Origin of the sequence: Oscillatoria sp. CS-180 (assembly GCF_028330965.1) — a bacterium.
In the GTDB taxonomy this organism is placed as follows: Bacteria; Cyanobacteriota; Cyanobacteriia; order Phormidesmidales; family Phormidesmidaceae; genus Halomicronema.
This window is the reverse complement of record NZ_JAQMUB010000019.1, coordinates 21295-46349: the sequence shown is the minus strand read 5'-3', so window position 1 is coordinate 46349 and position 25055 is coordinate 21295. Positions and strand designations below refer to the sequence as shown.

The 25055-nt window shown below is 46.7% G+C and carries 22 protein-coding genes; 7 read left to right on the top strand and 15 right to left on the bottom strand.

Annotated features, from left to right (window positions below):
- Positions 1-7 precede the first annotated feature (7 nt).
- From PN498_RS02665 to PN498_RS02655, 3 genes are all read right to left on the bottom strand, one after another.
- The gene (locus PN498_RS02665; protein ID WP_272061131.1) at positions 8-1324 is read right to left on the bottom strand and encodes an ATP-binding response regulator; all 1317 of its coding nucleotides are present in this window, start codon (positions 1322-1324) and stop codon (positions 8-10) included.
- Entirely contained in the window at positions 1321-1752 is a 432-nt protein-coding gene (locus tag PN498_RS02660; RefSeq protein ID WP_272061130.1) for a response regulator, read from the bottom strand. Before PN498_RS02660 ends, PN498_RS02665 begins: the two co-directional genes overlap by 4 nt.
- A 498-nt stretch (positions 1753-2250) precedes the next feature.
- Positions 2251-4350 carry a PAS domain S-box protein gene (locus tag PN498_RS02655; protein ID WP_272061129.1) on the bottom strand — a complete coding sequence of 700 codons (2100 nt, stop codon included), beginning with the start codon at positions 4348-4350 and terminating at the stop codon, positions 2251-2253.
- 442 nt (positions 4351-4792) lie between these two features.
- On the opposite strand from PN498_RS02655, the gene PN498_RS02650 reads away from it, so the two are divergent.
- Positions 4793-5509 carry a response regulator gene (locus PN498_RS02650; protein WP_272061128.1) on the top strand — a complete coding sequence of 239 codons (717 nt, stop codon included), beginning with the start codon at positions 4793-4795 and terminating at the stop codon, positions 5507-5509.
- 73 nt (positions 5510-5582) lie between these two features.
- Here PN498_RS02650 and PN498_RS02645 read toward each other — a convergent pair whose 3' ends face one another.
- The 4 genes from PN498_RS02645 to PN498_RS02630 all read right to left on the bottom strand — a co-directional run bounded on the left by PN498_RS02645 (position 5583) and on the right by PN498_RS02630 (position 12320).
- On the bottom strand, positions 5583-8108 hold the full coding sequence (locus PN498_RS02645) for a putative bifunctional diguanylate cyclase/phosphodiesterase (protein WP_272061127.1): 2526 nt from the start codon (positions 8106-8108) through the stop codon (positions 5583-5585).
- Positions 8109-8559: 451 nt separating this feature from the next.
- The gene (locus tag PN498_RS02640) at positions 8560-8754 is read right to left on the bottom strand and encodes a hypothetical protein (protein WP_272061126.1); all 195 of its coding nucleotides are present in this window, start codon (positions 8752-8754) and stop codon (positions 8560-8562) included.
- 804 nt (positions 8755-9558) lie between these two features.
- Positions 9559-11865 carry a 1,4-alpha-glucan branching enzyme gene (glgB, locus tag PN498_RS02635; protein ID WP_272061125.1) on the bottom strand — a complete coding sequence of 769 codons (2307 nt, stop codon included), beginning with the start codon at positions 11863-11865 and terminating at the stop codon, positions 9559-9561.
- 158 nt (positions 11866-12023) lie between these two features.
- Positions 12024-12320, bottom strand: a complete 297-nt coding sequence (locus PN498_RS02630) for a hypothetical protein (protein WP_272061124.1) — start codon at positions 12318-12320, stop codon at positions 12024-12026.
- 573 nt (positions 12321-12893) lie between these two features.
- On the opposite strand from PN498_RS02630, the gene PN498_RS02625 reads away from it, so the two are divergent.
- The 3 genes from PN498_RS02625 to PN498_RS02615 all read left to right on the top strand — a co-directional run bounded on the left by PN498_RS02625 (position 12894) and on the right by PN498_RS02615 (position 16239).
- Positions 12894-13634 (top strand): tetratricopeptide repeat protein, encoded by a 741-nt coding sequence (locus PN498_RS02625; protein ID WP_272061123.1) that lies wholly within the window; start codon positions 12894-12896, stop codon positions 13632-13634.
- A gap of 775 nt (positions 13635-14409) precedes the next feature.
- Positions 14410-15348: an RluA family pseudouridine synthase gene (locus PN498_RS02620; protein WP_272061232.1), complete on the top strand. Its 939-nt coding sequence runs from the start codon at positions 14410-14412 to the stop codon at positions 15346-15348.
- A 99-nt stretch (positions 15349-15447) separates the two neighbouring features.
- Positions 15448-16239, top strand: a complete 792-nt coding sequence (locus PN498_RS02615) for a hypothetical protein (RefSeq protein ID WP_272061122.1) — start codon at positions 15448-15450, stop codon at positions 16237-16239.
- Positions 16240-16561: 322 nt separating this feature from the next.
- On the opposite strand, the gene PN498_RS02610 is transcribed toward PN498_RS02615, so the two are convergent.
- From PN498_RS02610 to PN498_RS02600, 3 genes are all read right to left on the bottom strand, one after another.
- Entirely contained in the window at positions 16562-16756 is a 195-nt protein-coding gene (locus tag PN498_RS02610) for a hypothetical protein (RefSeq protein ID WP_272061121.1), read from the bottom strand.
- A gap of 319 nt (positions 16757-17075) precedes the next feature.
- The gene (locus PN498_RS02605) at positions 17076-17498 is read right to left on the bottom strand and encodes a tetratricopeptide repeat protein (RefSeq protein ID WP_272061120.1); all 423 of its coding nucleotides are present in this window, start codon (positions 17496-17498) and stop codon (positions 17076-17078) included.
- Between the two features lie 114 nt (positions 17499-17612).
- Positions 17613-17969: a HesB/IscA family protein gene (locus tag PN498_RS02600; protein ID WP_272061119.1), complete on the bottom strand. Its 357-nt coding sequence runs from the start codon at positions 17967-17969 to the stop codon at positions 17613-17615.
- Positions 17970-18428: 459 nt separating this feature from the next.
- On the opposite strand from PN498_RS02600, the gene PN498_RS02595 reads away from it, so the two are divergent.
- Both PN498_RS02595 and PN498_RS02590 read left to right on the top strand, forming a co-directional pair.
- Entirely contained in the window at positions 18429-18920 is a 492-nt protein-coding gene (locus PN498_RS02595) for a MerR family transcriptional regulator (RefSeq protein ID WP_272061118.1), read from the top strand.
- A 252-nt stretch (positions 18921-19172) separates the two neighbouring features.
- The gene (locus PN498_RS02590) at positions 19173-19412 is read left to right on the top strand and encodes a hypothetical protein (RefSeq protein WP_272061117.1); all 240 of its coding nucleotides are present in this window, start codon (positions 19173-19175) and stop codon (positions 19410-19412) included.
- 19 nt (positions 19413-19431) lie between these two features.
- Here PN498_RS02590 and PN498_RS02585 read toward each other — a convergent pair whose 3' ends face one another.
- The 5 genes from PN498_RS02585 to PN498_RS02565 form a co-directional block, all read right to left on the bottom strand.
- Complete coding sequence (locus PN498_RS02585) at positions 19432-19980, bottom strand: pentapeptide repeat-containing protein (protein WP_272061116.1); 549 nt, start codon at positions 19978-19980, stop codon at positions 19432-19434.
- A gap of 197 nt (positions 19981-20177) precedes the next feature.
- Entirely contained in the window at positions 20178-21035 is an 858-nt protein-coding gene (locus PN498_RS02580) for a class I SAM-dependent methyltransferase family protein (RefSeq protein WP_272061115.1), read from the bottom strand.
- 534 nt (positions 21036-21569) lie between these two features.
- Entirely contained in the window at positions 21570-22205 is a 636-nt protein-coding gene (locus PN498_RS02575) for a lysophospholipid acyltransferase family protein (protein ID WP_272061114.1), read from the bottom strand.
- On the bottom strand, positions 22202-23155 hold the full coding sequence (locus PN498_RS02570; RefSeq protein WP_272061113.1) for a phosphatidate cytidylyltransferase: 954 nt from the start codon (positions 23153-23155) through the stop codon (positions 22202-22204). Before PN498_RS02570 ends, PN498_RS02575 begins: the two co-directional genes overlap by 4 nt.
- On the bottom strand, positions 23152-23760 hold the full coding sequence (locus tag PN498_RS02565; protein WP_272061112.1) for a CDP-alcohol phosphatidyltransferase family protein: 609 nt from the start codon (positions 23758-23760) through the stop codon (positions 23152-23154). Before PN498_RS02565 ends, PN498_RS02570 begins: the two co-directional genes overlap by 4 nt.
- Positions 23761-24000: 240 nt before the next feature.
- Here PN498_RS02565 and PN498_RS02560 point away from each other — a divergent pair, with 240 nt between their 5' ends.
- On the top strand, positions 24001-25038 hold the full coding sequence (locus tag PN498_RS02560; protein WP_272061111.1) for a hypothetical protein: 1038 nt from the start codon (positions 24001-24003) through the stop codon (positions 25036-25038).
- Positions 25039-25055: the final 17 nt, after the last annotated feature.

The following is a 25055-nucleotide window of genomic DNA, read 5'->3' as shown; positions in this document are numbered from 1 at the left end:
GAGCGATCTACTGCGATCGCTCCATATCAGATGTGGCTGAAGAGTATGAATAATCGAGACGACTGTCCGGTTGATCGGCTATCCGTCGAGGAATTTGAACCTGGAAACAGGTGCCGTGTCCCAGTTCACTGGACACGGAGATTAAGCCTTCCATCATGCCAACTAAAGAATGAGTAATTGCTAGACCCAAACCCGTTCCTGGATACCTGCGTTGAGTGGTTTGATCCCCTTGCCGAAAAGGATGGAAGATAAAATCTAGTTTTTCCTCAGTGATCCCAATTCCAGTATCTTCAACAAGAATTTCGATGCTATTTAGCCCTGCCATCTTCACTTTGATTTGGACATAACCATCGTCTGTAAACTTGATGGCGTTGGATAGCAAATTGACCAAAATTTGTTTAAGTCGTTGTCTATCGTTATAAACAACTCTGTTATTCAAATTGATAATCAATCGAGTTTCCAAGCTTTTTTCTTGAGCCAGAGGCTGCATTTCCGAGAACGTTTCGCGGACCAGCGCTTCTAGATCAAAAAAATCAGGCATTAACTTCAGACGATTGGCCTCAATGGTTGACATATCTAGGATGTCGTTGACCAAGTTCAACAAACTTTGACCATTCGAGAAGATCCGATTGACCATTTCTAGCTGATAGCTATTGAGAGGCCCCTTTGTCCGTCCTCTGAGGATTTGAGAGAACCCCATAATGGAATTCAAAGGTGTCCTCAGCTCATGAGTGACGGTTGCCAAAAACTCGGATTTGTGGCGATCTGCTTCAAGGAGGCGAAGGTTTTGCTGTTCAATTTGATGGCGTTGGTCCTCAAGCTCTTTATTCTGCTGCCTTAACAGCAAATTAGTTTGCCGAAGTTGCTCTTGAGCCACTCGCGTCTTTTGTTCGGCTCGATAGACTCGCAGTGCTTGACGAAGAACCTTAGCTAATCCATCGGAAGAAAGCCGCGATTTAGATAAATAATCGGAGGCTCCAGCTTTCATCAACTCAACGGCGGTCTGTTCATCTCCCTGGCCTGTCAGAACAATGATGGGTAGATTAAAGCCGTCTTTTCTCAAACGTTTTACGAGAGAGAGGCCATCATCATCAGGCAACCGATAATCCAGACAAATGCAATCGAATGTCTCGTTCAGGAGATAGTCTTTAGCGATCGCAGCATTTGCTGCTTCAACGACTTCTAAATGGAACTGCGTCTTAGACAAACATCGACGTACCGCCATACGGTCTACATCATCGTCGTCTATCAGCAAGACACGCAGGATTTCATTCATTGATGAAGAGGGTGGCAATCCTTGAGCCTGAACAACAGAGGGCTTCATGGCATCTCGCACAATGTCCAGTATTTATTCAATGCAGCCATGACTTCTGCAAAGCTGGAGAACGTAACAGGTTTCAAAATATAGCCAGCAACGTTCAATTTGTAAGCCTCAACTCGGTCTTGATCCTCATCTGAGGTTGTAAGAACGACAACCGGAGTGAGTGCTAGCCCAGGATCTTGGCGTAACTCTTGAAGAAATTCAATACCGTTCATCTTAGGCATATTGATATCCAGGAGAACAATCCGGCGGCTATTCGGAATAACCGGACTAGACCCGGCGTGACCTCTCAGCATTGCAAGTGCCTCAAGGCCATTACCAGCCGTGAAGAGAGGGTTGGCAATCTTGCTTTTTTTGAAAGCACGCTTGACATTCATAACATCAACCTCATCGTCTTCGACAAGTAAGATGTTGATTGCTCGTTCTTTCACGTGCTTTCCTCTAGTAAAAGTAGTTCTTCACACGTATAGCCTGATAGAAGAATTAAGGCGAGTGCCCAATATGTTACCTATACTACCTACCCTTGTGTCAGGTAGCCGTCTTTCCCAAGATGGAGTTTCCGCTGCTACGACAATCTTAGTGACCTTATAGATAACAGAGAGAGCTATCAGACTCCAAACTGTAAGGCTCAAAATTGAGTACCTATTAAGTATGGGAAAAATACGAGCAACAATCTCAATCTTAAAACAAGCTTAAATTAAATATTCAGAAGTTAAGCAGTATGGTTAAGAACCATAAACGATTTAAGCAGGTCAATGAACTCATCGCTGAGAGCATTCAGATTAACTAAGGAGCTGTTATCATTTAGCGCTCAATACCTTGTTCGAACAGGTTTCAACCCTAGTTGATAAATTGAGAATGGGCGCAGCAATGATTGTGCCACAAGGCTTTCAGAATTAATTGATGACGCGCCCTAGGTCGTTTTGGATCTAAGGTTCTGATGGTTCATTGAGAGGCCAACTGAAACGAAATGTGCTGCCCTGACCAACATCTGATACTAGGTCAATGCTGCCTCCTTCAGTGTCAATGATTTTCCTGACAATAGCTAGGCCAACTCCCGTGCTTTCAAACGTATCTCTGGCTTTCAGCGTTTGAAAAATAGTGAAGATTTTCTCGTGATATTGCGGCTCAATGCCAGGACCATCATCCCTAACTACAAATTCAACGAATTCACCTTGTCGTTCAGCCGTAATTTGAATATGGCCATCCTCGCGGTTATGGTGCTTAACGGCATTACTGATTAGGTTGGAAAACACCTGATTTAAGGCGATGCTATTAGTGACTAACGTTGGCATTTCATCGGGTATTGAAATAGTGAATGATGTGGGAGGATCTATGAGATCAATGACCTCAAGCAATAGCTGTCTCACATCCACACTGTCGATCTGCCGTTCTCGTCGGTTGACTCGCGAATACTCCAGCAATCCATTAATCAGTGCATCCATACGATGTACCCGATTTCTTAGCAAAGCAAGCTGACGTTTGTTTTCATCAGGAATTTGATGACCTAAATCCTCTTCAATCCATTCGGATAAATTTGAAATTGCGCGTAAAGGTGCCTTCAAATCATGAGAGGCAACGTAAGCAAATTGATCTAACTCCGAATTGCGCTTCTCCAGCACTGCATTCGTTATGGCTAGCAGCCCATTCACCTGCTCCAACTCCATGGCCCGCTGCTGTAGATCTATTTGGATTTGTTTAAGTTGGCGAATATCTTCAATCACTGCAATAAACACTGCAACACTGCCATCACTGCTACGTTCCACAGAGACCGTAACGCCAGACCAAACGGGTTGACCATTTTTGTGTAAGTAGCGTTTCTCAAAACGACAAGAGTCGATTTCACCCCTTAGAAGTTGGTGATAGTAGTGATCATCAGCTTCTAAGTCGGCGGGATCTGTAATGGCCTGAAAAGATTGACCTATGAGTTCTTCTGCGGTGTATCCCAATAGATCGCAAAGTAATTGATTGACCTGAAGCCAGTGACCCGATGCAGAAAGGCGGGCCATACCGACCGCAGCCTGTTCAAAAACCGCGCGGAAACGAGCTTCACTTTCTTCAATCGCCAAAATAGATTGCTTGGCTGCCGTAATTTCTTGAATGACTCCGATCATCCGCTGGGGCTGTCCGTCAGCGTTGTAAATAAAACGCCCCCGGGCTAACACCCAATGCACGCTGTCATCGGGGAGGCAAATGCGATATTCCTGTGAGTAAATGGTGCGACTTTTCTCAGCTTCGGCTATTGCCGCCTTGACACGTGATAAATCTTCAGGATGAACTCGTTCTGCCCACGCAGCATAATTCGTGTCGATAGAATCCGACTTTACACCTAAGATGGCTTTTGTCTTGGGCGACCAATATTGCTGTTCATGTTTGATGTCCCAGTCCCAAGACCCCATATCGGCAGCACTAAGAGCAATGTTTAATCGTTCAGCGGTGTCTTGCAAACTATCCAGCGCGTTTTCCAGATTAGCCCGGGCAGCTTGTTCCTGCTGCAGCAGTTTCTCGTTGGCATCTTTAGCCTGTGCCAGTTCAGAGGTCCGTCGGGCAACTCGTTCTTCAAGTTCGGTATTGAGCTTGTTTACCGTTTCTTCGGCTGCTTTGCGTTCGGCAATTTCTTGAGACAGTGACTGATTGAGCGCTTCTAGCTGTAGCGGACTGGGCAGGGTTAATGCCTTAGGAATATGGGGCACTAATGCAACTGCTGTGTAAAACGAAATGAAGGCTGTAATAGCTTTAATTCCACCTGAAAACCAATACTGGGGAAACCACAATGTCCATATTGCTAGCGTGTGCGTGGCTCCACAGGCAGCAATAAAAGCTGCAAATAACCAAAATAATTTTCTGAAAGGAACATCTTGGCGTTGCTGAACAAAATAAAGGAGGGTAAATGCGATGACAAAGTATGCGATCGCAATAATCCCGTCTGAAACCGCATGGAGCGAGACTAAACTCGGTTTCCAAAGATAACAGTGACCATGAGGAACGAATAGATTGCCTATCGAAGGGAAGTTGATGAGATTCAGCATAGAACTAGAGACGTGCTGTTGTTTTTGGCTTGTAACCTAAAGCAACCTGTAGGGAACAGACCAAACCGTGCGGTGTTTGCTTACTTTGCCTTGTTATTTAATATTCCGGTGTATCGAATCCGATTTACTTAAATTTTCTTGAGATTTTTGACCAAGACAGAACTAAAGACAGAGCTATGTTTGCATCAGCTTCCATCTATAGGTATATGCATATTGGAAACATCTTTTAGATATTAATGATGTTCCTATAAGTGTTTATGTCGTTGTTGGTACGCTCGTAGGCTTCTTGCTGGTATTTATGGCTTTAGCTGCCTAAGCTGGTGCATCCAGTAGCATCTGGGTTTTGCGAATAGCTAAGTGGCTTACCGTCTTTTCCCAACGGAACTGGCAAAGGCTGTATTTGCCCTGAGACTCCAATGACGCCTGTTAGAAGAGATTGTCGATGTCTAATATTCGGATTGTACTGATCGAAGATCACAACTTGACCCGCATGGGAATCAAGGTAGCCTTCAAGGAGCAACCCGGCATGGAACTTGTCGGTGAAGCTGCAAATGGGATGAGTGGCGTGAGTTTGTTGGAGACCCATCTTCCTGATGTTGCCGTAGTGGACATTGGTCTTCCAGACATTGACGGCATTGAAGTTGTCAAGCGTTTCCGAGCTAGTCAGGCAAACAACGATGCGACGTCTAAGACAAAAATTCTCATGCTAACAATGCATGACAGCGAAGAGGCTGTTATGGCGGCTTTTGCAGCCGGTGCCGATTCATACTGCATGAAGCAGACTGAGTTGGACGACCTGATGACAGCTATTCGTGAAACTGAAACTGGGAACTCATGGATTGATCCAGCGATCGCCAGTGTTGTGTTGCGGCAAATGCGACAGTCTCCAGTTGCGGCCAATACTGTTGATGCCACTGTATCTATCAGTGCTCTCGAACCAGAATATACCCAAGTCATTGAAACGTATCCGCTAACAGAGCGAGAGCTAGAAATTCTGGAACTTATTGTAGAAGGCTGTAGCAATGCCGAAATTGCTGATCGCTCCTACATCACAGTGGGCACGGTAAAGACCCATGTCCGCAACATTCTGAATAAGCTCGGGGTTGATGATCGAACTAAGGCTGCTGTGCGCGCTTTACGAGCAGGGTTAGTCAGCTAACCCATTCAGTTGCCCTGCCACGGGCCGAGAAACTCACAACGGAATCTTGTTGGACGTGTTGCTCTTGACTGGCTTAGTCGTTGAGGATAGCAGCCCTGACATTTTTGAGATAGGCAGTTGCCTGATCAACGGGCATGGGTTTGGAGAAGTAATACCCTTGTCCATAATGACAGTTGGCCTCTTTTAACAGAGCTAACTGCTCAGGACTAGAAATTCCTTCAGCAACGAGATGCATATTGAGCTTCTGACCCAAGCTGATGATAATTTGAACAATCTCGCGGTCCTCAGCACTGTTTTCCATACTGCTAACGAAGGACCGATCAATTTTCAGCGTATCTGTGGGAAACCGATGCAGGTAGCTGAGGGAGGAATAGCCTGTGCCAAAGTCATCGATCGCAAGCTCAATTCCTAGCGCCTTCAATTTGAGCATCAAATCATGGGCAGCCTGGAAGTCTCGCATAATCATACTTTCGGTAATTTCAAGCTGAAGCATGCGGCCTGAAATTCCTAACTGTGACAAAACAGCTTCTATTTGTGGCACTAGATCAGGCTGGTCAAATTGTCGCCGTGAAAGATTAATGCTCATCTTGAGCGACAGGTCTGGAAATTGTTCATTCCACGCTTTGATTTGATGACAGGCCGTCTTCAGAATCCATTCCCCCAAGGGGATAATCATGCCAGTTTCCTCAACCACCGGAATGAAATCGCTTGGGGAGATTAAGCCTCGTTTTTCTTGTTTCCAACGGATGAGGGCTTCAAATCCAGACACTCTTCCGGTCTCAAGATGAATAATCGGCTGATAGAAGAGAGAAAATTCCTTATCCTCCAGCGCTTTGATTAAATCACTCTCCAGGTCTAAGCGAGCAACGGCCTCTTCTCTCATGTCATTGGAAAAGACTTGATACTGAGCCTCCTTCAGCGCTTTGGCGCGATACATAGCAGTATGGGCATCCCGAAGCAATTCATCTGGAGTTTGACCATAGTTGGCTTTGGTAATCGCGAGGCCAACACTGGCTGTGATAGAAAACCGATGACGTCCCAGCATCAAAGGACTTGACAGCACTGAACGCATTTCATTCAGAAAGGCTTTGACATCCTGCTGACTACTCTTATGGAACAGAATCGCAAATTCATCGCCTCCGATGCGAGCAATCTGAGCATGCTCACTCAGAATTTTGCGGAGGCGTTTAGTGATCGCAATTAAAACGCGATCGCCTGCAAAGTGCCCCAAACTTTTGTTGATGATCTGAAAACGATCAATATCTAAAAAAGCAACAATGACTGGATTGGCTTTTTGAGTATTGAGTGCCCGTTTGATGTGAAGCAGAAAGACTTCCCTACCGGGCAAATCTGTCAAGCTGTCATAAGTGGAGCGATAAATAGACTTCTGGGCGATGACCAATGCGCCTGCAACCAAGATACCTAGCAGAGGTTCGAAAATAGGTAACCAGACGAGTTCGGCCAAGAAAATCCAGCCTATTACAAATAGTGAGAGAACAAAGGCAAAGCTCGCTATCAGGAGCACTTCAGGACTCCGGATTCGCCAAGTTAAGACACTCGTCAGCACGGCCCAAGCTATTAGCCACAGGAGTTCTCCACCAACAGGAAGAAAGTGATATTGAGCTGACCGTCCCTCAGCAATGTCTAAAAGTTGACTGATAATTTGGGCGTGAACAACCACGCCTGACATGGTGAAGCGATAGTCTCGATTAGCACTATAAGGAGTGTAGAATTCGTCCTTTAGACTAGGTGCGACAGACCCAATTAGCACAATCCTGCCATTCAGCTGAGCCGGATCAAAATTGCCCTTCAAAACATCATCGACTGAGATTTGATCTGCCGGTGCTATGCGAGAACGAAATCTCAGTAAAGTTTGAAAGCCTCGGCTATCCAGTTTTTCATAGCCGCCTGAACGGGTTTCTAACCGTCGAATGACCTGACTGCTGATATAAAGAGCTTCGTCATCATAGTTGAAATTGGCTTGCTGGCCTGCTAGATAAGCCAGTGTCGCTCTCAGCGCAAAGGAGTAGTAGCGTTTGTCAGAAGCATTGACAAAAAGTAACCCGCGACGAAGCACCCCATCCGGATCAATGCTGAGATCGTTGAAGCCAATTCTTTCCCACGGGATACCTGACGGTGGTGGAACGGCGTCAATTGTTGGATCCGTACCAACGTTCGTAATAACGATCAGATTATTGGCGGCTAACTGTTGCTCTAAAGCCTGCCGTCCCGGCGGGTGAAATGTTTTCCGATAGATATCTAAGCCAACAACTTTGGGATTATGGCGCTGGATGCCAGCTAGGATATCTGCGACACTCTGATCAGAGAGGGGATGACCGTATTTCTGGATATCGGCTTCTGTGATGCCGATGATAACCAAGCGAGAATCTGTGCCCTCATCCGCCTTCAATCTGACTAGCGAATCGAAAATAAATAGTTCAAAGCGTTGTAATCCACCAAGCTTTTTGATACCTGTTACAAATGTTGCGGCGACCAACGTGGCAATCAAAATTGAGCGTCCGCTAAAGGGAAGGGACTGGGACAATCGACTGATGTAAGGTTTAGTCCACCTATAGAGGTCGGCAGGCGATCGCGCCATCTTGAGTCACTTTGCTACACAGCTGGTTTGTAATAACGGTAGTAAAAAGGTTTTTAACAATTACTAAAGGAAATCACGTTTGCATAGAGCAGGCTGCATTAAGTGACTCGATTTGTTTAAGCAAATATGAATCCAATTAGACACCGTAGGCTTAGTTGCTTTAAAGAATAAAGCAACCCCAACATCAATAGAAAGTTGGGGTGCTCCCTGTTTTAAGGACTTTCACCGACCTGTTTTCGTTTGAAACAATTGATCACTTTCAACGTATTTCTGAATATCAAGGAGGCAAACAAGATAACCTATCTTTTTCAGAACTTTCAATCCCTGAAAATACTGAAATATATTTCATCTCAGACCATCAGTTTTTCAGGCCCAAAAGTCTTAAGAATCAAAAATGTTGAACACAACGAAATACGAGATAGGTCACTCGTAGAAAGCCTTTATAGACGATCTATCGTAAAATCGCAGTTAAAAAAGTGACATGGGTGCCTCCTCCTTGTCGCTGTCCTGGAAACTGATCGCCTCCCGAACCTTCTGCCAGACTCTTGGCAGGAAGGCTTAGAAACATCAAGCCAACGGTACAGAAAATGCTTAAAAAGACCAATCCACGGGGTAATACCAGTAGTTGAATCAGTAATGGTTTCATGGTTTGTGCACCTGAGACTCGCTTTCATGGAACATAAGTGATGGCCCAAAGGATTCTAAAACCTATTGAAAAGTACAGAATTTGTGAATTCTTTTGTACAATTCAAACTTTTTTGAAACGGGCTTCAACCTCTGTTCACATAACATTAAAGCTATTGTTTACTGCTACTGAACATGGGGAAGTCACGGGTTGAAAACAACTTTTCTGAAGGTGTATCGACGAGTGCTTAAGAAAGTTTCATGAAATAAGGTTAAGCTATTCAAGTATTTTCTGTGGAAAACATTAAAAAACAAACTCATTCATCTTTCTTGCTGTACTGACAGAGGAAATATATTCCGGTATTGCTAGGGAAATCAGGTTCAATTCAGAAGAAATAATGAATTCCTTTCTCAGTAGGAATTCTGATAGGTCAGTAAATAAAGTAGTGGGGGTTATATGTAAGGTGTGGTGAAGAATGTTGATATCGACAGCTATAGCCCCACGCAGCTTAGTCAAGTACATCTCAATGTCTTCAGGGAGCAGAGAATAGGGAACAGGGAATGGGATGTGCTTGATGCAAGTGCATGCCGCTATATATTCCTAATCTCCTTAAGTTTTAAGAGGCCAAATGCCCTGAGCCTGAATCAGGGGGTTAGGACGTAAAAAGGGGACTGCATCCGCAGTCCCCAAGGGGCAAATATAGCTTTAGCTACCTAGGCTTATGCCTAAAGCATCTAGGTGCTTGGTCCATAGCCCGATGGCTCACCGTCTTGTTCTACCGGAACTGGAGACGGTTATACCAATGCCAGGACGTTGTTAGCAGGATTACTGTGGCATTTGTTCGCCAGACCGAATGGCTTGTGTGTATCCTCTGTCCAATTTGAAAGCAATCACCGCAAGAGGAGGAAGCGTTACATCTATGGAGTATGGCTGTCCGTGGTAAGACCAGTCATCCGTCCATTTTCCGCCCAAGTTGCCCATATTGCTGCCGCCAAAGTCACGCGAATCACTATTGAACAATTCGCGATAGTAGCCGCTTTCTGGCACACCCACACGATAATGACTGTGAGGTTGGGGTGTGAAGTTGCACACCGCCACTATGAAGTCATCACTGTCCTTATCCCGCCGGATAAAAGAAACAACGCTGTGACGGTTGTCATTACAGTCGATCCATTCAAAACCCTCTTGCAAAAAGTCTTGAGTGTAGAGAGATGGTTCATTCTGATAAAGCGCATTCAATCTGGACATGAACTTGTGATGCTTCTGGTGCGCTTCATAAGGCAGGAGATGCCATTCTAGATCTCCCCAAACATTCCATTCACTCCACTGCCCAAATTCCATGCTCATGAACAGTGTCTTTTTACCAGGATGCAAGAACATATAGGTCAGCAAGCACCGTAAGTTAGCAAACTTCTGCCATTCATCTCCGGGCATTTTGCCCAACATGTTGCTTTTGCCGTGAACGACTTCATCGTGAGACAAGGCCAGCATGAAATTTTCACTGAAGGCATACCAGATGCTGAAGGTGACGTTGTTCTGATGAAATTGGCGGAACCAAGGATCCATGTGGAAGTAGTCCAGCATGTCGTGCATCCAGCCCATATTCCACTTCAAATTGAAGCCTAATCCCCCGACGTAGGTCGGCCAAGAGACCATTGGCCAAGACGTTGATTCTTCCGCAATTGATAGAACACCGGGATAATAGCTGAACAAGACATGGTTGACCTGACGCAGGAAGTCAGCGGCTTCAATATTTTCTCGACCGCCATAGTCGTTAGTAACCCATTCTCCTGGTTCGCGACAATAGTCGAGATAAAGCATAGAGGCGACAGCATCTACTCGAATCCCATCGATGTGGTATTTGTCAAACCAGAAAAGGGCATTAGCGACGAGGAAGTTACGAACTTCATTACGGCCATAGTTGAAGACTAAAGTTCCCCATTCTTTGTGTTCGCCCTTGCGCGGATCAGCGTGTTCGTAAAGGTGTGTCCCATCGAAAAAGGCAAGACCATGTCCATCTTTGGGAAAGTGACCTGGAACCCAATCCACAAGGACACCAATTCCGTTCTGATGACATTGATCGATGAAATACATCAGATCTTCGGGTGCCCCATAACGGGAGGTTGCAGCATAGTAGCCTGTAACCTGATAGCCCCAGGATCCGTCAAAAGGATGTTCGGCGATCGGGAGTAATTCAATATGAGTAAAGCCCAACTCCTTGACGTAAGGAATGAGTTTATCTGCTAATTCCCGGTAGGTCAGAAATCTCGCACCTGGTTTGAGTTCCGCGACCTGTACGGGAGGCTCTACCGTACCATCAGGTCGTATGGCTGGGTCAGCCGAAGAACCATGCAACCAAGAACCCAAATGAACCTCGTATACCGAAACAGGAGTTGACAATGGCTCGGTATGACGGCGTTTCTCCATCCAATCTGCGTCTTGCCAAGTATAGGTGTCTAAGTTCGTAACGATGGAGGCTGTTTTAGGCCGAACTTCCTGTTGAAAACCATAGGGATCGGATTTTTCGTAGATGTGACCGTGATGGTTTTTGATTTCAAACTTGTAATGCTCACCAATACCAATTTCAGGAATGAACAGTTCCCAGACGCCATTTCCAATGACGCGCATCTGGTGTTTGCGCCCATCCCAGTAATTGAAATCGCCTAGAACGGAGACATTACGGGCACCTGGTGCCCAAACTGCGAAATAAACACCCAATACACCATCAAGTTCAGTGACGTGGGCACCCAGTTTTTCGTAAATGCGGTGATGGTTGCCCTCGGCAAATAAATGAATATCGAAGTCAGTTATATGACGGGTTTTGAAAGCGTAGGGATCATAAATGAATCGCTCGTGCTCCCCTTCCTTATATCTGAGTTGATAGTTAGCAAGGTCTTTGACTTCAAGTACACATTCGAAAAAATGTGGGTCATGGCTGCTCTCCATCGCATGTTCGGTACGGGCCTCAGGTAAAACGACCCAAGCTTGTTGAGCGTTGGGCAAGTAGGCTCTTACGGCCCATACCGTTTTCCCATCTTGTTGAATCATATGTGGGCCAAGCACTTCAAAGGGGTCGTGGTGCTGGTTCCAAGCAATGCGGTCAATCTGTTCAGGGGCAACCGTAACAGCCATAAATATCCTTGCTATTGAGAACGCTTCAAACGGGTTTTAAGGAGTCAGCGCATCCGCTTTAGGACGTCTGACGTCATTAATATCTGCGACTTACATTAACAAAACTTTGCGATCAACATGGATGACGAAAGGAAGAACATGACAACTTAATTTGCATTCTACGGAAGAATTGGAACCACAGGCTTCAAAACTCGCCTAATTTGAAGCAAGAAGATTGCTTCTCTAACCTGAGAGGACAACAGCGGATCGGTATTTTCCCTCAGGGCTTCTTGCAGTTGAGCATATTCTGTGGCGGTCAAGGGTTCACCTGTTAAGGGCGATCGCGCTTCCAGAATAATTTCGGTGCGCAGCACTTCTTCTGGCACTTCTTCTGGAGGAGGCAAAGCGTCGACAGTTTGCGGCCAGCAGATGCCTAAGCCGACGAGCACAGCCAAGAGAGGTTTAGCAGGTGTCATGAGAATGTTGCTGTGGTCTGCATCCGATGGTTTTACATTAGCGGAGAATGCTCTGACAAGCCTCTATTGCGCGGCTTATAACTAGGGCTGTCGTCATTTAGCACTCAAATGCTTTATTAAAACAGGTTTCAGTCCCCAGCTGATAGATTGAGAATGGGCGCAGCAATGCTTGTGCCAAAAGGCTTCCGGAATTAGATGATGCGCCTTAGTTGAAAGATAATTCTTCAGTCTTTCGCAAGCGCTTCCAACCCTGATACCCCAACCCTTCCATTTTGCAAGAACCGCAGCTTAATGCAAACAACCTACAGATAATCTGTTTTGTTGACCAGCAGACTCAGACCAAAGTAGTCATTGAGAGATCGCTGCATATCCAACGGGTCTATGACTTTAGTAAAGGTGCTGATAAGGGAACCGTCCTAACGGTGATTACATCTAGGTCTTTAAAGAACAGCACTGCTGGAAGCCCAACGCCTATCTGAATATGGTTTGAGCCGGATGAACAAGGTGCATAATGAGTGGGGCTAACTGCCAAATACTCGATACCCTGATTGTGATTAGACAAGGACGTTCAAGATGAAGCATATTTTTTCGAGAACTGCGGCTTTTTTGACTGCGGCGATCACGATTTCGGGGGGCTACTTGATTGGTACGATGGGTGAGTCTATGGCCCAAACGCTCTTGGAAGAAACAGGGACTATAGAGCCTGCGATGCAGGAATATCCTCTGGAAATGGAAGCTGGCGATGCAGTGACCATTACGATGACGAGCGAAGACTTCGATACAGTGCTTACCCTCGTTGGGCCTACTGGTGAAGAGGTGGCTTTTAACGACGATTTTGCGGGTACTTTGAATTCTCAGATCGTCTACAACGCTGATGCCTCAGGAAGTTACGTTGTCGTAGCTGAATCCTTTGACGGCGAAGGTGGCGATTTCGATATTTCTGTACGCCCGGCGACTGCCTACGAGATTGCCTACAGTGAAGCGCAAACCAGTATCCAAGCAGGGGACTTTGCCGGTGCGATCGCACTCTATTCTGAAGCTATTGAGCTAGAGCCTGATAATCCTGAGCCCTATCTTGGTCGAGCAGACGCCTATTTTGGTCAAGCGCAAGCAGACTTAGAAGCACAAGGTAATTTTTTAGAAGAGCCCAGTGATTTGCCTGAGGATACCCGTGAGGCGATCGTGGACGATTTTCAGAGAGCTGCGGATATCTACGAAGCAGAGGGAGATCCTTTCGCAGCTGAGTCGCTGAGAGAGCAAATTCAGTACATCGAGACAGGAGAATTCCCAGGTCCTGATAGTGGTACTCGGTAGATACGACTTTTATGGGTTGCCGCATCTTATCTCAAATTACGGTCTATTTTTTCCGGACAGGATTGTAGACGTGAGAAAAGTGGAATGGTAGATGCACCCTGATTTATAGCCTTCGGTCTTTGGCCGGAGGCTTTTTTGTTGCTGACGAGGAAGACTTCGCCCAACAGAATCTCTCAAAATTCGTATACTGAGATCTTGTACTAGTACATCGGTATCCTGTATTTACCCCCTCAATCCCCCAATTCTGGGGGACTTCGATCTCAGAACTCCCGAAATTTGGGGGGCAGGGGGGGCAGGCCAGGCAATGTCGGGACAACTGCAAGTTCTGAGGTATAGCCGTGAGCCGGGTGACGTTGCTTCTAACTTCAAGACGCCGTTTCTAGTGTTGGATTTTGCTGGTTCCACTCAAGCTTCAATTGAGCGACTATGACTGTTCCTGTCGTGCCATGCGGCATAGATTTTGTTGAGATATGGGCTATCGCGACTTAGGATTGTGATAAGCGGTCTAACCGAGTCGGGATTGACCAGCGGAGTATGAGCTTAGCCTCCTTAACCCTGACGTGTGGAACTGAACTTTAATGATTCATAAGCATTGGGTTGTAAGACTTAGATCGGTTCATCCCGGTGACCCTGACAAATGACCTAAGATCTTTACTGTGACCGCCGCTAGTGCCGTTAGGACAAGACGATAATCTTCTGGCAGTGCCTCTAAGCACCCAGATTGTGCACTAGCCTAGACAACTAAAGCTCTCTTTATCGAGTTCAAGACAGTCCCATCTCTGACGAAACGATTTATTTAAAGGTCGAAACAGCTGAGCCACCGAGATTAGACCGATGGCTCACAGCCCATGTCAAGAATCTCTCGCGCAATCGGATTCAGAAGCTTATCGATTGGGAATACGTCCATTTAAATGGCACAGTTTGTACTCACAAAAAAGCGGGTGTGCAGGTCGGCGACACAATTGCGGTGACCATTCCTGCTAACAAACCGCTAGAAATTACTGCCGAGGATATTCCACTAGACATCCTCTATGAAGACAAACATATGGTGATTGTCAATAAACCTGCTGGATTGGTGGTCCACCCCGCCCCGGGGAATATGAATGGAACGTTGGTCAATGCGTTGCTAGCACATTGTGGAGATCAACTTACAGGCATCGGTGGTGTAGAGCGCCCTGGCATTGTGCATCGGTTGGACAAAGACACAACTGGAGCGATTGTTGTTGCTAAAACAGATCTGGCCCATCAAGATTTACAGGCTCAGATGAAGGCTAAGACAGCCCGGCGAGAGTATCTGGGGGTTGTTTATGGTGCGCCTAGTGTGGAAGCAGGGACAATTGATGCTCCTACGGGGAGACATCCGAACGATCGCAAACGACAAGCCATTATTCCCCCTCTCAAAGGGGGGCGCTATGCTGTGACCCATTGGCAGGTTGAAGAACGACTCGGCAATTTTACGCTGATGCGATTTCGACTAGAAACGGGACGAACTCATCAGATTCGAGTTCACTGTGCTCATATTGGGCATCCGATTGTCAGCGATCCTACGTATGGAACAGGACGGTCAGTTGGTGTCAACTTGCCTGGACAAGCATTGCACGCTGAACGACTCACTTTGAGACATCCTGCAACGGGGAAGACTGTCACTGCGATCGCTCCACTTCCAGAGCACTTCGTTAAACTCCTCAGGGTTTTGAGAAACCGCACTAGCTGAATTTCTCGAAATTTTTAGCTGAAACCGTTAGCAAGCTGAAGTAATCAGACTATCCTAAAGGCCTGAACTTCATGGCTGCCAACACGCACCTCTAATGCTATGGGCATAGAATTCTTGATTGTGACCATCTACCTCATCTGTGTGGTCTATGTGCTCTACCAGATGGCGCTGTCAGTCGAGGACAAGCTAGAGGATCAGGTGAAGATTGTGCTAGATGGCGACATTCTGGAATCCGAGATAGCAACTCAGTTACAGCAGCAAAAGCTTTATCAGGCTGAAACTGAGATTCAGACAGACAAAACAGCACGCTTAAAAATGACGTTCTTCAACCAACAAGAAGAAGCTATTGGTAACGTCACGCTGCAAGTTACCCCTTTTGGAAAGCAAACGCTAGAGCCTCCTATTCGGAATTTAGATGTCAGTATCGTAAACACGCTACCGAACCAACAGGTCTTCATCAATTGGGACTATAGCTCTATCTCGGTATACGGTAACTCTGCTCAGCGAGTAATTCGCGGGGTGCCAGGTAATCCTATTGATCTTCATACGCCTCAAGTTGTCACGGTGGTTAATCCAGGATTACAAACGACTGTTCCCGTGACTAATGAAGGCTTACTCAGCCGATCTGAGAATCAAATAGCGTTGGGAAGCGGAGCGGCACTGGTTGACTTAAAGAAGATTCCAAACATGAAGGAATCGCTTCGTCACTATTCACTTCAAATCTTGATGTGGGTACGTTCAATGAGCGACCCGGATAGTCCGGCGCTACAGCTGTTGATTCCTTTCGTGTTCAAAATCGAGGTGCTACCCGATCATGTAGCACTGCCCGTGCTGAGTTGGCTACTGAAGTTCAATCCGTTTTCCCCAAAGCCTTCACAAAAGACTCGCTAATTCGAGCAAATTCCTACTCAGATTATCTGTGAAGTAGCTAGCTGTGACACGACTGAATGAAGCGTAATCTGCTCACAGCAAAATCAAAAACTTTTAAGAACTCAAAAACCAAATTGAACAAACGATGACTATAGCTGAGTTTATTAGAAAGCGATTTGTTGTTGCTCTTCAGCTATTGATAAAGCGGCCACTTCAAAGTTGAGAACAGGTCATCTACTCTTGCTCTACATATGCGTTTTAGATGACCTAATCGGAACTAATTCATACCCTTTTCAGAGTGACCGCGATCGCAACAATTGTCTAGAACACTCGCTCAGCTGCTTTAGTCAACAGCGGTTTGATCGATATCATTACCCTTCAAGTTGTCAGGATCAACGTAATGGCAACTTGCTTCATCAATGCAAATCAACGCCCAACCAGACTGCTCAATACCCACTAGTTCGTAAGCGGCATCTTGAACAAAAAAGCCTTTGTGATTACGAGTCTCTGGCTTTACTTTCACAGTACGTGCAACCATTGCTCCTACTCCGTTTTTTAATTTGACTGAATAAAACTCAAGTAAACCTTATCGGTTCATTGAGTAAACCTTATCACTGGATTTATGGGAGTGCCGTTAAGTTATTTATCCAGACTTTATGATCCTCAGCCCTTTCTTAAACGGTTTCACACAATTCCCGAAAATATGGGAGGTGATTGCGTAGTGTGCATTTCAAGGCACGTTAACTTCTATGAAAAGCCAAAAAGTTTGTAATAGACTTCATGAAGCTTAATTTACATGCATCGTCGTCCAGAGCATACAGAAGACTCTGCTTGAAAGCTTGAAACCCTTGATGTGATTAGCTTTCAAATAGCCATTTTTGAACCCTTTGCAAACTCTTCCAATCAGGCTTTCTGCTTAATCCTTCTTCAAGATTCTGTTTGACTTCTTCCTTCAGTTCTGACGAGAGCATCATCACGTGCAGGGCTTCGTCGATGTGATCTCGCACGCCTTTTTTACCCGAATCGAGCATGGCAAGAGCAAGATTGATCCGGCCTTGAGGATCTTGAGGGGTTATTTTGACTGCTTTCTGAGCTGCCTTTAAAGCCGAGTTGGGTTTTTCTTCCAATAAATAAAGCCAGGCCAAACAGGTTAAAGCAGCGCTACTTTTAGGGGCGCGATCGCAAACTTCTTTGAAGACTGGAATCAGGTCGCTAGCGGGTGCACCCGCCTTGTATTGCTCTATTCCTTGTTCAAAAAGTGATTCGGCACTTTGAGTCATCAACATAACTCCAATATCGTCGTCATAAAGCGTACAGCAGGTTTAGGCCCTTGCGAACCCAAACCTGCTGCCCACTAAGGTATTAAGTTGTTTGCCATGCCAATTGCCGGTCTATCAAGTCCCAAACGACTTGCCGCAACCGCAGGTCTGAGAAGCGTTGGGATTAGTGAACTGGAACCCCCCTCCAATCAGAGCATTGCTGTAATCCAGCATGAGGCCATAGAGGTAAAGCAGACTTTTGCGATCGCAGACAACCTTGAAACCGTCGTAGTCATAGACTTCATCGTTTTCAGCAATGTTACTAGGGTCTTCAAAGTCCATCATGTAAGACATGCCAGAGCAACCACCCTGACGCACCCCTACTCGTAGACAGAGATCTCTACCGCCTTGTTGTTCCTTCAGCAACCGAACATGCTGAAGGGCGGTATCGGACATTAAAATACCTTTCTCTTGTTGTGCCGTCTGTGTCATTGTTTTTTCGATGGCTGTATTGCCGACCGTAGTAACGTTTCTAAAAAGATAGTGGAATGATTTTTGGAGAGTGTCCTCTACTCGTCATCAGTTTAACGTAGGTCATCCAAGCATTGAGCATAAAGTAATGCTCAGTAAAAGAGTGATGACAACTGTGAAAGCCTTTGTTTATCAGGTTTTGGAAACGCTTCGACAAATGATGGCTATGAAAGCCATAAATTTTTGATGGGCTATTGAATTCTTGTTAAATCACGTCTCAAGAAAATTCCATATTTCTTATCAACAATGGTAAACCTTGCAAGATGTAGCGTTGCCATGCCTCAGCTTAACTACATCTAGAGTGTGTAGAGCATTTGTATCTATGAGAAAGGCACTGTGCTGGCCTAAATTGGGGTCATCAAGATTCTGATTTTTTGTGTGCTTTATCGGCAGGCTAATCCGCCAAACTGAGGTTTATCGATGCAGTACTTTACGCGCCGCGAAACGGTCATTTTGACCCGCACCGATTGTAAGCGTTTGACCTATCTTGCACGAACAGGAGTGGTTGTGCCTGCTCGCAATCAAGATGCTGCTGGTGACGTGTATTACTCGTGGAATCAAATCTTAGAATTACGGACAATTTATCGTCTGCGACGGCAAGTTTCGCTGCAAACCATTCGAAAGATATTGGCCTTTTTGGAAGGGATTGGCAGCGATCGCGCTCTTTACAACAAGCACCTCATCATTGCAGATGGAGAAGTCACTTGGTTAAAGGCGGGGGAGGATGCTATCCCTCAAGCAGTGCAGATTGCTACGAAAGCCAATCGGCATGTTGGACAAATTAGATTGATGTCGCCTTTCTCCTTGCAGGACAAAGAGTTCAAAAGCGACCTTTGGAGAACATCCCCCCAGTCTAAGGTCGTTGATTTTGAAAACTTTCGACAGCGGATACTGCCCCTACAGCCAGATTGATGATTTCTGTGAAAGTTTTGACCGAAAACTTCAAACCATAGTCTTTCTGGCGTGATACTCGTCACATCGATCTGTATCATTCATCACCGTTTTGAGATTGATCGAGTCACGACAATGGTTTCAATAGATCACCAGGTTAGATAGAGGACATCACAGGATGTCTCCAGTGTAATCACGGAAAATAACTGAGCCTTCGGAAATAATTAGGAGTATGAAGTCCACGTTAGTTCCCGGTAAAAGATTATGACCACTATGACTGCTGTTGCCTTTCGCATGAACATTGCCAATGACTTTAAAGAGCTTGGCACCACGTATTGGCAAAAACTTGTCAGGGAAGGTGTTCCCAAAAATGAGGCAAGGACAATTGCAACTGCGATCGCCAAGTTGGAGCTGTTCGCAAAGCAGCCTTCTTCAGAACAGAAACAGCTCATCTCAGAGTTCAGCCGTTTCATCTGTCGTGCCCAACTTTGGCGCAGTGACTTGTTGATTTGACAGAAGTTGGTTTGTGTTGCTAGATGGCTATTTTCGCTTCTGGCTCCATCAGTGGTGTTGTTTCTACAACGTTTAGTTCCTTAGCCTGAGTTTTTGTAAACCTACATCCCTTCAGATTTGCCTTTGACAGATTCACGCCCGTTAAATCAGCCGCTCTAAAGTCGATATCTTCTAAATTTGCACCAGATAGATCTGCGTAGCAAAGCTGTGCTCCCGAAAACGTTGCCCCCACAAAATCAACGTCTCGTAAATTGGCAAGCCTCAGATCAGCCTCATCAAAGTTACCTCGACGAGCATCACTGCCTTGAAGCTGACAACGAATCAGGATTGAACGGATAAATGAAGCGTCTTTGAGCTGCGCATAAGAGAGATTGATCCGCCACATCATTGCTTTAGAAAAATCGGCTCCGTGCAGTACGCCGTGACTCAAGTTACTTCCTGTTAGGTCAGCACTCCGAAGAACAGCGAGATCTAGCTTCAGACCGGGCATCCATGCTTCTCGGAAGTCTACACCGCTGAAATCTCGCCTTCCGGCTGAGTAACTTTTTAGAAGCTGAACAATTTGCATGAATTTTGCTTGTTAAATAAGGCTATCAACCAGCGAACCTATGCCAAGAAGTAGGTTTGATCCGTAAACTTTTCCTGTATATCGCTTGTGTTAAATAATGTAACAACTATCGGGCGTGATTGCAGTGGGAATTAAGAATGCGGCCATTAAGTGATCCTTATTGTGGGTATCACCATAATGGCCGTTGGGGTTCTGTCTTACCGTTTCTCTGCGGTGACAACTCCAAAAATACCGTTTGGTTCCATCTGTACCCGTATGTTTTGAAAGCCTGCGGCGATCGCCCACTGTTGGGTCAATTGCCACGGACGCAAACGCATTACCCAAGGACGACCCGTATGGGACGGCAGAGTTCGGGCAATGAGTTCTAGTTGAGGGTGATGGGGCTGGATTGTGAAGATCAAGGTTCCAGGGGTATCCATTATTTGGTAAAGCTGCCGAAAGTGATTCTCTATCAAGGCATCATTTGGCAAGATTTCATGCAGACCCGATACGACAATGACGGATGGATCTGGTTGTACTAAGGCTAAGTCACTGTCGTTGAAGGCGTCTGCTTGTTCAATACAGGCATCGATATCGAGTTGGGTAGCTAACTGCCGCGCTTTGATGACGTTTTCTGCTTTGTAGTCGCGTAGCGTCGCCTCAACGGTTCCGGGGGGTAAATCTTGCAACACCTCTAGGTCGTAGCGTCCACCACCACAGGCGACGTCCAGCAAATGACAAGATAGTCCTTTATGACGGCGAGTTTGTAGAACGTGCCGTAGGGTGGTTTTCAGAAGTTCAGATCGGGCGCGAATGCCACGCCACCCCTGGGAATTTAAATATATCCAGTCCATTAGGGTTCCTAATGGTGTCAGGCCATTGGGCTGGTTGCGGTATACGTATTCCAACATGACTCCGGAGTCAAAACCGTAGCGGTAGCCAATGCGAATTCCTGTGGAAAGTTTGCCTATGGTTTTGAGGGACAGGCTGAGCAAGCCGTAATACCAGGACTTGGGTTGCCAAATGGGAAGTGGACGGCAAAGCTGTTCGTAGGAGGGTAAGGAGTGGTATGTCATGGTGATTGGTCCAAAGACGTGTTCAAGCATTTCAAGTCAGGACTTACGCAGTTGCATCCGGCTTTGGCCCCTGAATCCCCAAATATGGGGAAGCCGGATGCAACGTCCCCCAAAATTGGGGGATGCAAGGGGGCCGCGCGTAAGTCCTACAAGTTTTGGGAGGCAACCCTGATTGCAAAGGGAAAGACGCAAAAGCAAGGGAATAGAGCTATGGGGTTGGGGTTGGCTGAATGGGGTGAAGGCTAATCTTCAGGAAGAGAAATTTGTGATGGTTTGTGCAGATGGTTACTGTCTTTGCGCGGGAATGGGGGAGTAAGGCGAAACAGTTGGTGATGAGTTTTGAAGGCTGCTTGGGGGCATTTCGATTGCCCCCAAACCCCCTCGACCAGGACGAACCGCCGTCCTGGACCTCGCGGAAGGGATTTCTAGTGGGAAAATTCAGGAGATTGTTGCTGTCAAATGGCTTTCTAACCTAGACATAACCGCCCTTTCACGGAGGATGCATTCACGCAGTAATGCACCACAGCCTGGGTATTACAGATCGTGGATTTGAGTGACGAGTGTGTCTAAGAAGCTTTGTTTACAGCCGTTCCAAAACAGAGCGGAACCGATCGCGACTTGGCAGACAAAGGGGACTAACAATAGATCGCCTTTGGGCATTGCTTTTCCTAGTCCCCGCATAAAAATAGGCACAACGGGCACGTTGGTATGGCGTTTGGCAATGTGGGCAATACCGCTGTGAAACTGCCTTAGGTGTTCTGGCTCTCCTCGGGATCCTTCGGGAAATAGAATCAGGATTTGATGTTGAGTGAGTGCTTCGTCGCAGTGCTGCAGAAAGGCACGGTGATTATGGCGTTTGCTAGAGGCACTCTTGATAGAAAACTCACAGGTAACTGGAATAATGTCTAAGACCTGACGGGCAAACCACGCTAGATAGCGATTTTGCTTGAGAAAGTAGTGTTCGTTGGCGACCGGACGCAGCTGAGTTGCCATTGACAATGGGTATAAAGCCATGAGCACTAGGGCATCTAGATGACTGTTGTGGTTGGCAACTAGGATGGCAGGTCCTCTTGCAGGTAGTCGTTCTTGATGGCTAACTTGCAGTCCTAACAGCAGCCACGCGATCGCTTTTGCCATTAGCACTAAGCCGATTTTTAAGGCTACTTTCATAACCACTGTCCCCCCACGTAGAAGTAAACGGTGAAATGAAAAAAGAGGGGTGCTGTGTAGGTCAGACTGTCGATGCGATCTAAGATGCCACCATGTCCTGGCAGGAGTGTGCCGCTGTCTTTGAGTTTGAGGTCTCGTTTTAGAGCTGACACTGTAACGTCGCCAATGAATCCCATCAGGCTTAGCAGTAGCCCTAAGCAGAGGGCATGCAAAGGGCTGAAGGGGGTCAGCCAAGGAGCCAGCACGACTGCGATGCCTGTCGTTACGGTCATGCCCCCTAGCAATCCTTCGACGGTTTTACCAGGACTCACTTTTGGCACAACTTTGTGTCGTCCGAGCAGCTTGCCCCAGCAGTACTGCGCAATATCATTGATTTCCGTCAGCAAGACTAAATAGACTAGCAGTCCAGTTCCACCTGCACTGGGATTGGTAGCGGTTGGCACCATCAACAAATAGGAGAGATGACTCAGGGCATACACTGTCAGCATCAAGCCCCAGTTGATTGTTCCGATCGCGTTCAAAAATCCCGTGGTCTCTCCAATCAGCACCATTCGCATGGGCAGGAAGAGAAACATATAGACGGGGATGAAAATGAGGAACATGCCATACCAGCCGATGTGAACCCAGAAGTATTGCAACCCAATGGCTAAATAGGCCCAAAGAATGACTCGGCGATCGCTTAAACGAGTTGGGATAAGGGATAGATACTCTCTCAGTGCCAGAAAACTGAGAATGGCGAAGAAAAGGATGGAGATGGTGCGGTTGAGAAGCAGCGCTCCGCTAAAGACCGTCACAATAATCCACCAGGACTGTATGCGGGCTTTGAGTTCTCTATGGTCTTGATCCTGATGGATGTTAGCGAGGCTAAGGGCGATCGCAGTTGCGATACCCAGCAAGGCATACACGCCAGCCAGTGTCCATAAAACGGGAGTGGGTAATGCTAACGTCATTGGGGCACCTCTTTTAAAGCGGCCCGACAGCGATTGACTATTGTGCAGACTTCTAGAAGGCAAACCACCCCCCAAATGCCGGTCAGCCAAGCACCAGGGGAAATGCCTAATCCCAGCAGTAAGCCTAATGCAGCGAATACAAAGGCGCGATCGCTTTTTCCCATCGGTCCGCTATAGGAACGTTTTGCCAGAACGGTCGGCCCTAGAATGCCAGCAAACTCGGTTAAAACCGCCAGAATAACGACGCTGATAACCCCGAAGCCGGACACCCCCGGAATCAAACAGAATGGTAGATAGAGCACTACGTCAGAGAGGACATCGCCCAGTTCGTTCAGGAGGCGTCCTAGAGATGTCATCAAGTTGTGCTCACGGGCGAGCATACCGTCAATAGCATTGAGGGCCATTCGACCCAGGAGGATAAGCGGCACACACAATAGCGGTCCTGAAGCAGTCGGCAAGAGGGCGATCGCGAGACCGTTGAAGGCAGACAATACGATCGCGGATACGGTTATCTGATTAGGTGTGATGTGCCAACGGGCTAACTGATTCACTAAGGGACGCACGCATTTTTGAAAGGCAGGTTTGGCGTGATAGAGGGTAAGCATCGGGGTGTGTCATAACTCATGGCCCTATCATGAGCGGATTGCCCCTGCACTGAAAATGAGCGAGACGAGTCAGCTGACAGTATGGTGTACAGTGCCGAAACCAATAGAAGCATATCGAAGTGGTGCGAAGTTTTTGAGAAGGATTATGATAACGGCATCGCAGCCAGTACCACCTAGCTGACGAAGTTACAGCAATGCATTGCCCTGACGCTTTGCTCAACATCACATCTGACGCCGCTGATGTCTCCCTTTCCTATTCTTGATCTTGAAACGCTGCAACAGTGGCTTCCCCAAGCCCTACACCAACGATATCTTGATTTGGTGATGGCTCGGTTTGGTATGACGCGGCGACGGGCGGAATGTTTCTTGCGGCTTTGGGTATACCTCTTGTTGAAGGATCAATATTTGCGGCACTCGCTACCCCAAGCTCCACTTAAAACCTTGGTGTTTCCGGCAGGATGGGTGGAATGTAGCTGTCGGGAAGCGGCTGATGTGTTTTATGGCGATCAGGATCGGGGTAGCGATCGCTCGGCAGGCATGATGCTTGACAAGTTAGTGGCTTTGGGCCTAATCCAGAAGCAGTTTGACGGAAACTGCACACAAATTAAAATCTTGGCGCTGCCAGACTTGTTGACTCAGACTCCAGTGGATCATGAAACGGTGGAATTGATACCTGATGCGTTCGATCCGCGCTGTGATGCCATCCCTGTTGCCAACCTGCTGTCTATCAACTACAACCTTCTCAATAACAACACGAACGCGATTCCCTATCGCATTGCCAATATTCTGCGAGACTGGGCCGAACAATACGACACCGGAATGCGAGTCTTGCGCCGTCGTGACAATCAAGATCCTGTCGGCTTCTACATTCTTTTCCCAGTCGTGAGAACCTCGGAGGTCAAGTTTTTTGCCCCTCCCAGTCAGGGGCTACATCTGAGTCAAGCCACTGATATCGATCCGTTTGAGATGGCTGCTCCAGGTGATCAAGACTGCCGGGCTGTTTTTGTCCGCAGCTTTGTCGTGGACACTCAGTACCCCAAAGAAGCGCAAGTTGTTTTTATCCAAGACGCTCAGCAGACTCTTATGAGCATGCGGCAAGACTTTCCTAACCTGATGGACATGCATACTCTGATTATTCATCCTAGCTATGCAGAGTTGGCACAGGCTCTCGGATTTCAAAAAACCAGCACCGACCCCAAGCTGCCTTTGCAATGGATGTATAAAGCGGTTGATCGCTTCCTAACGCTTGATATTGAACAGGCGATCGCGCAACTCTAATCTTTAAGGCTATCGCT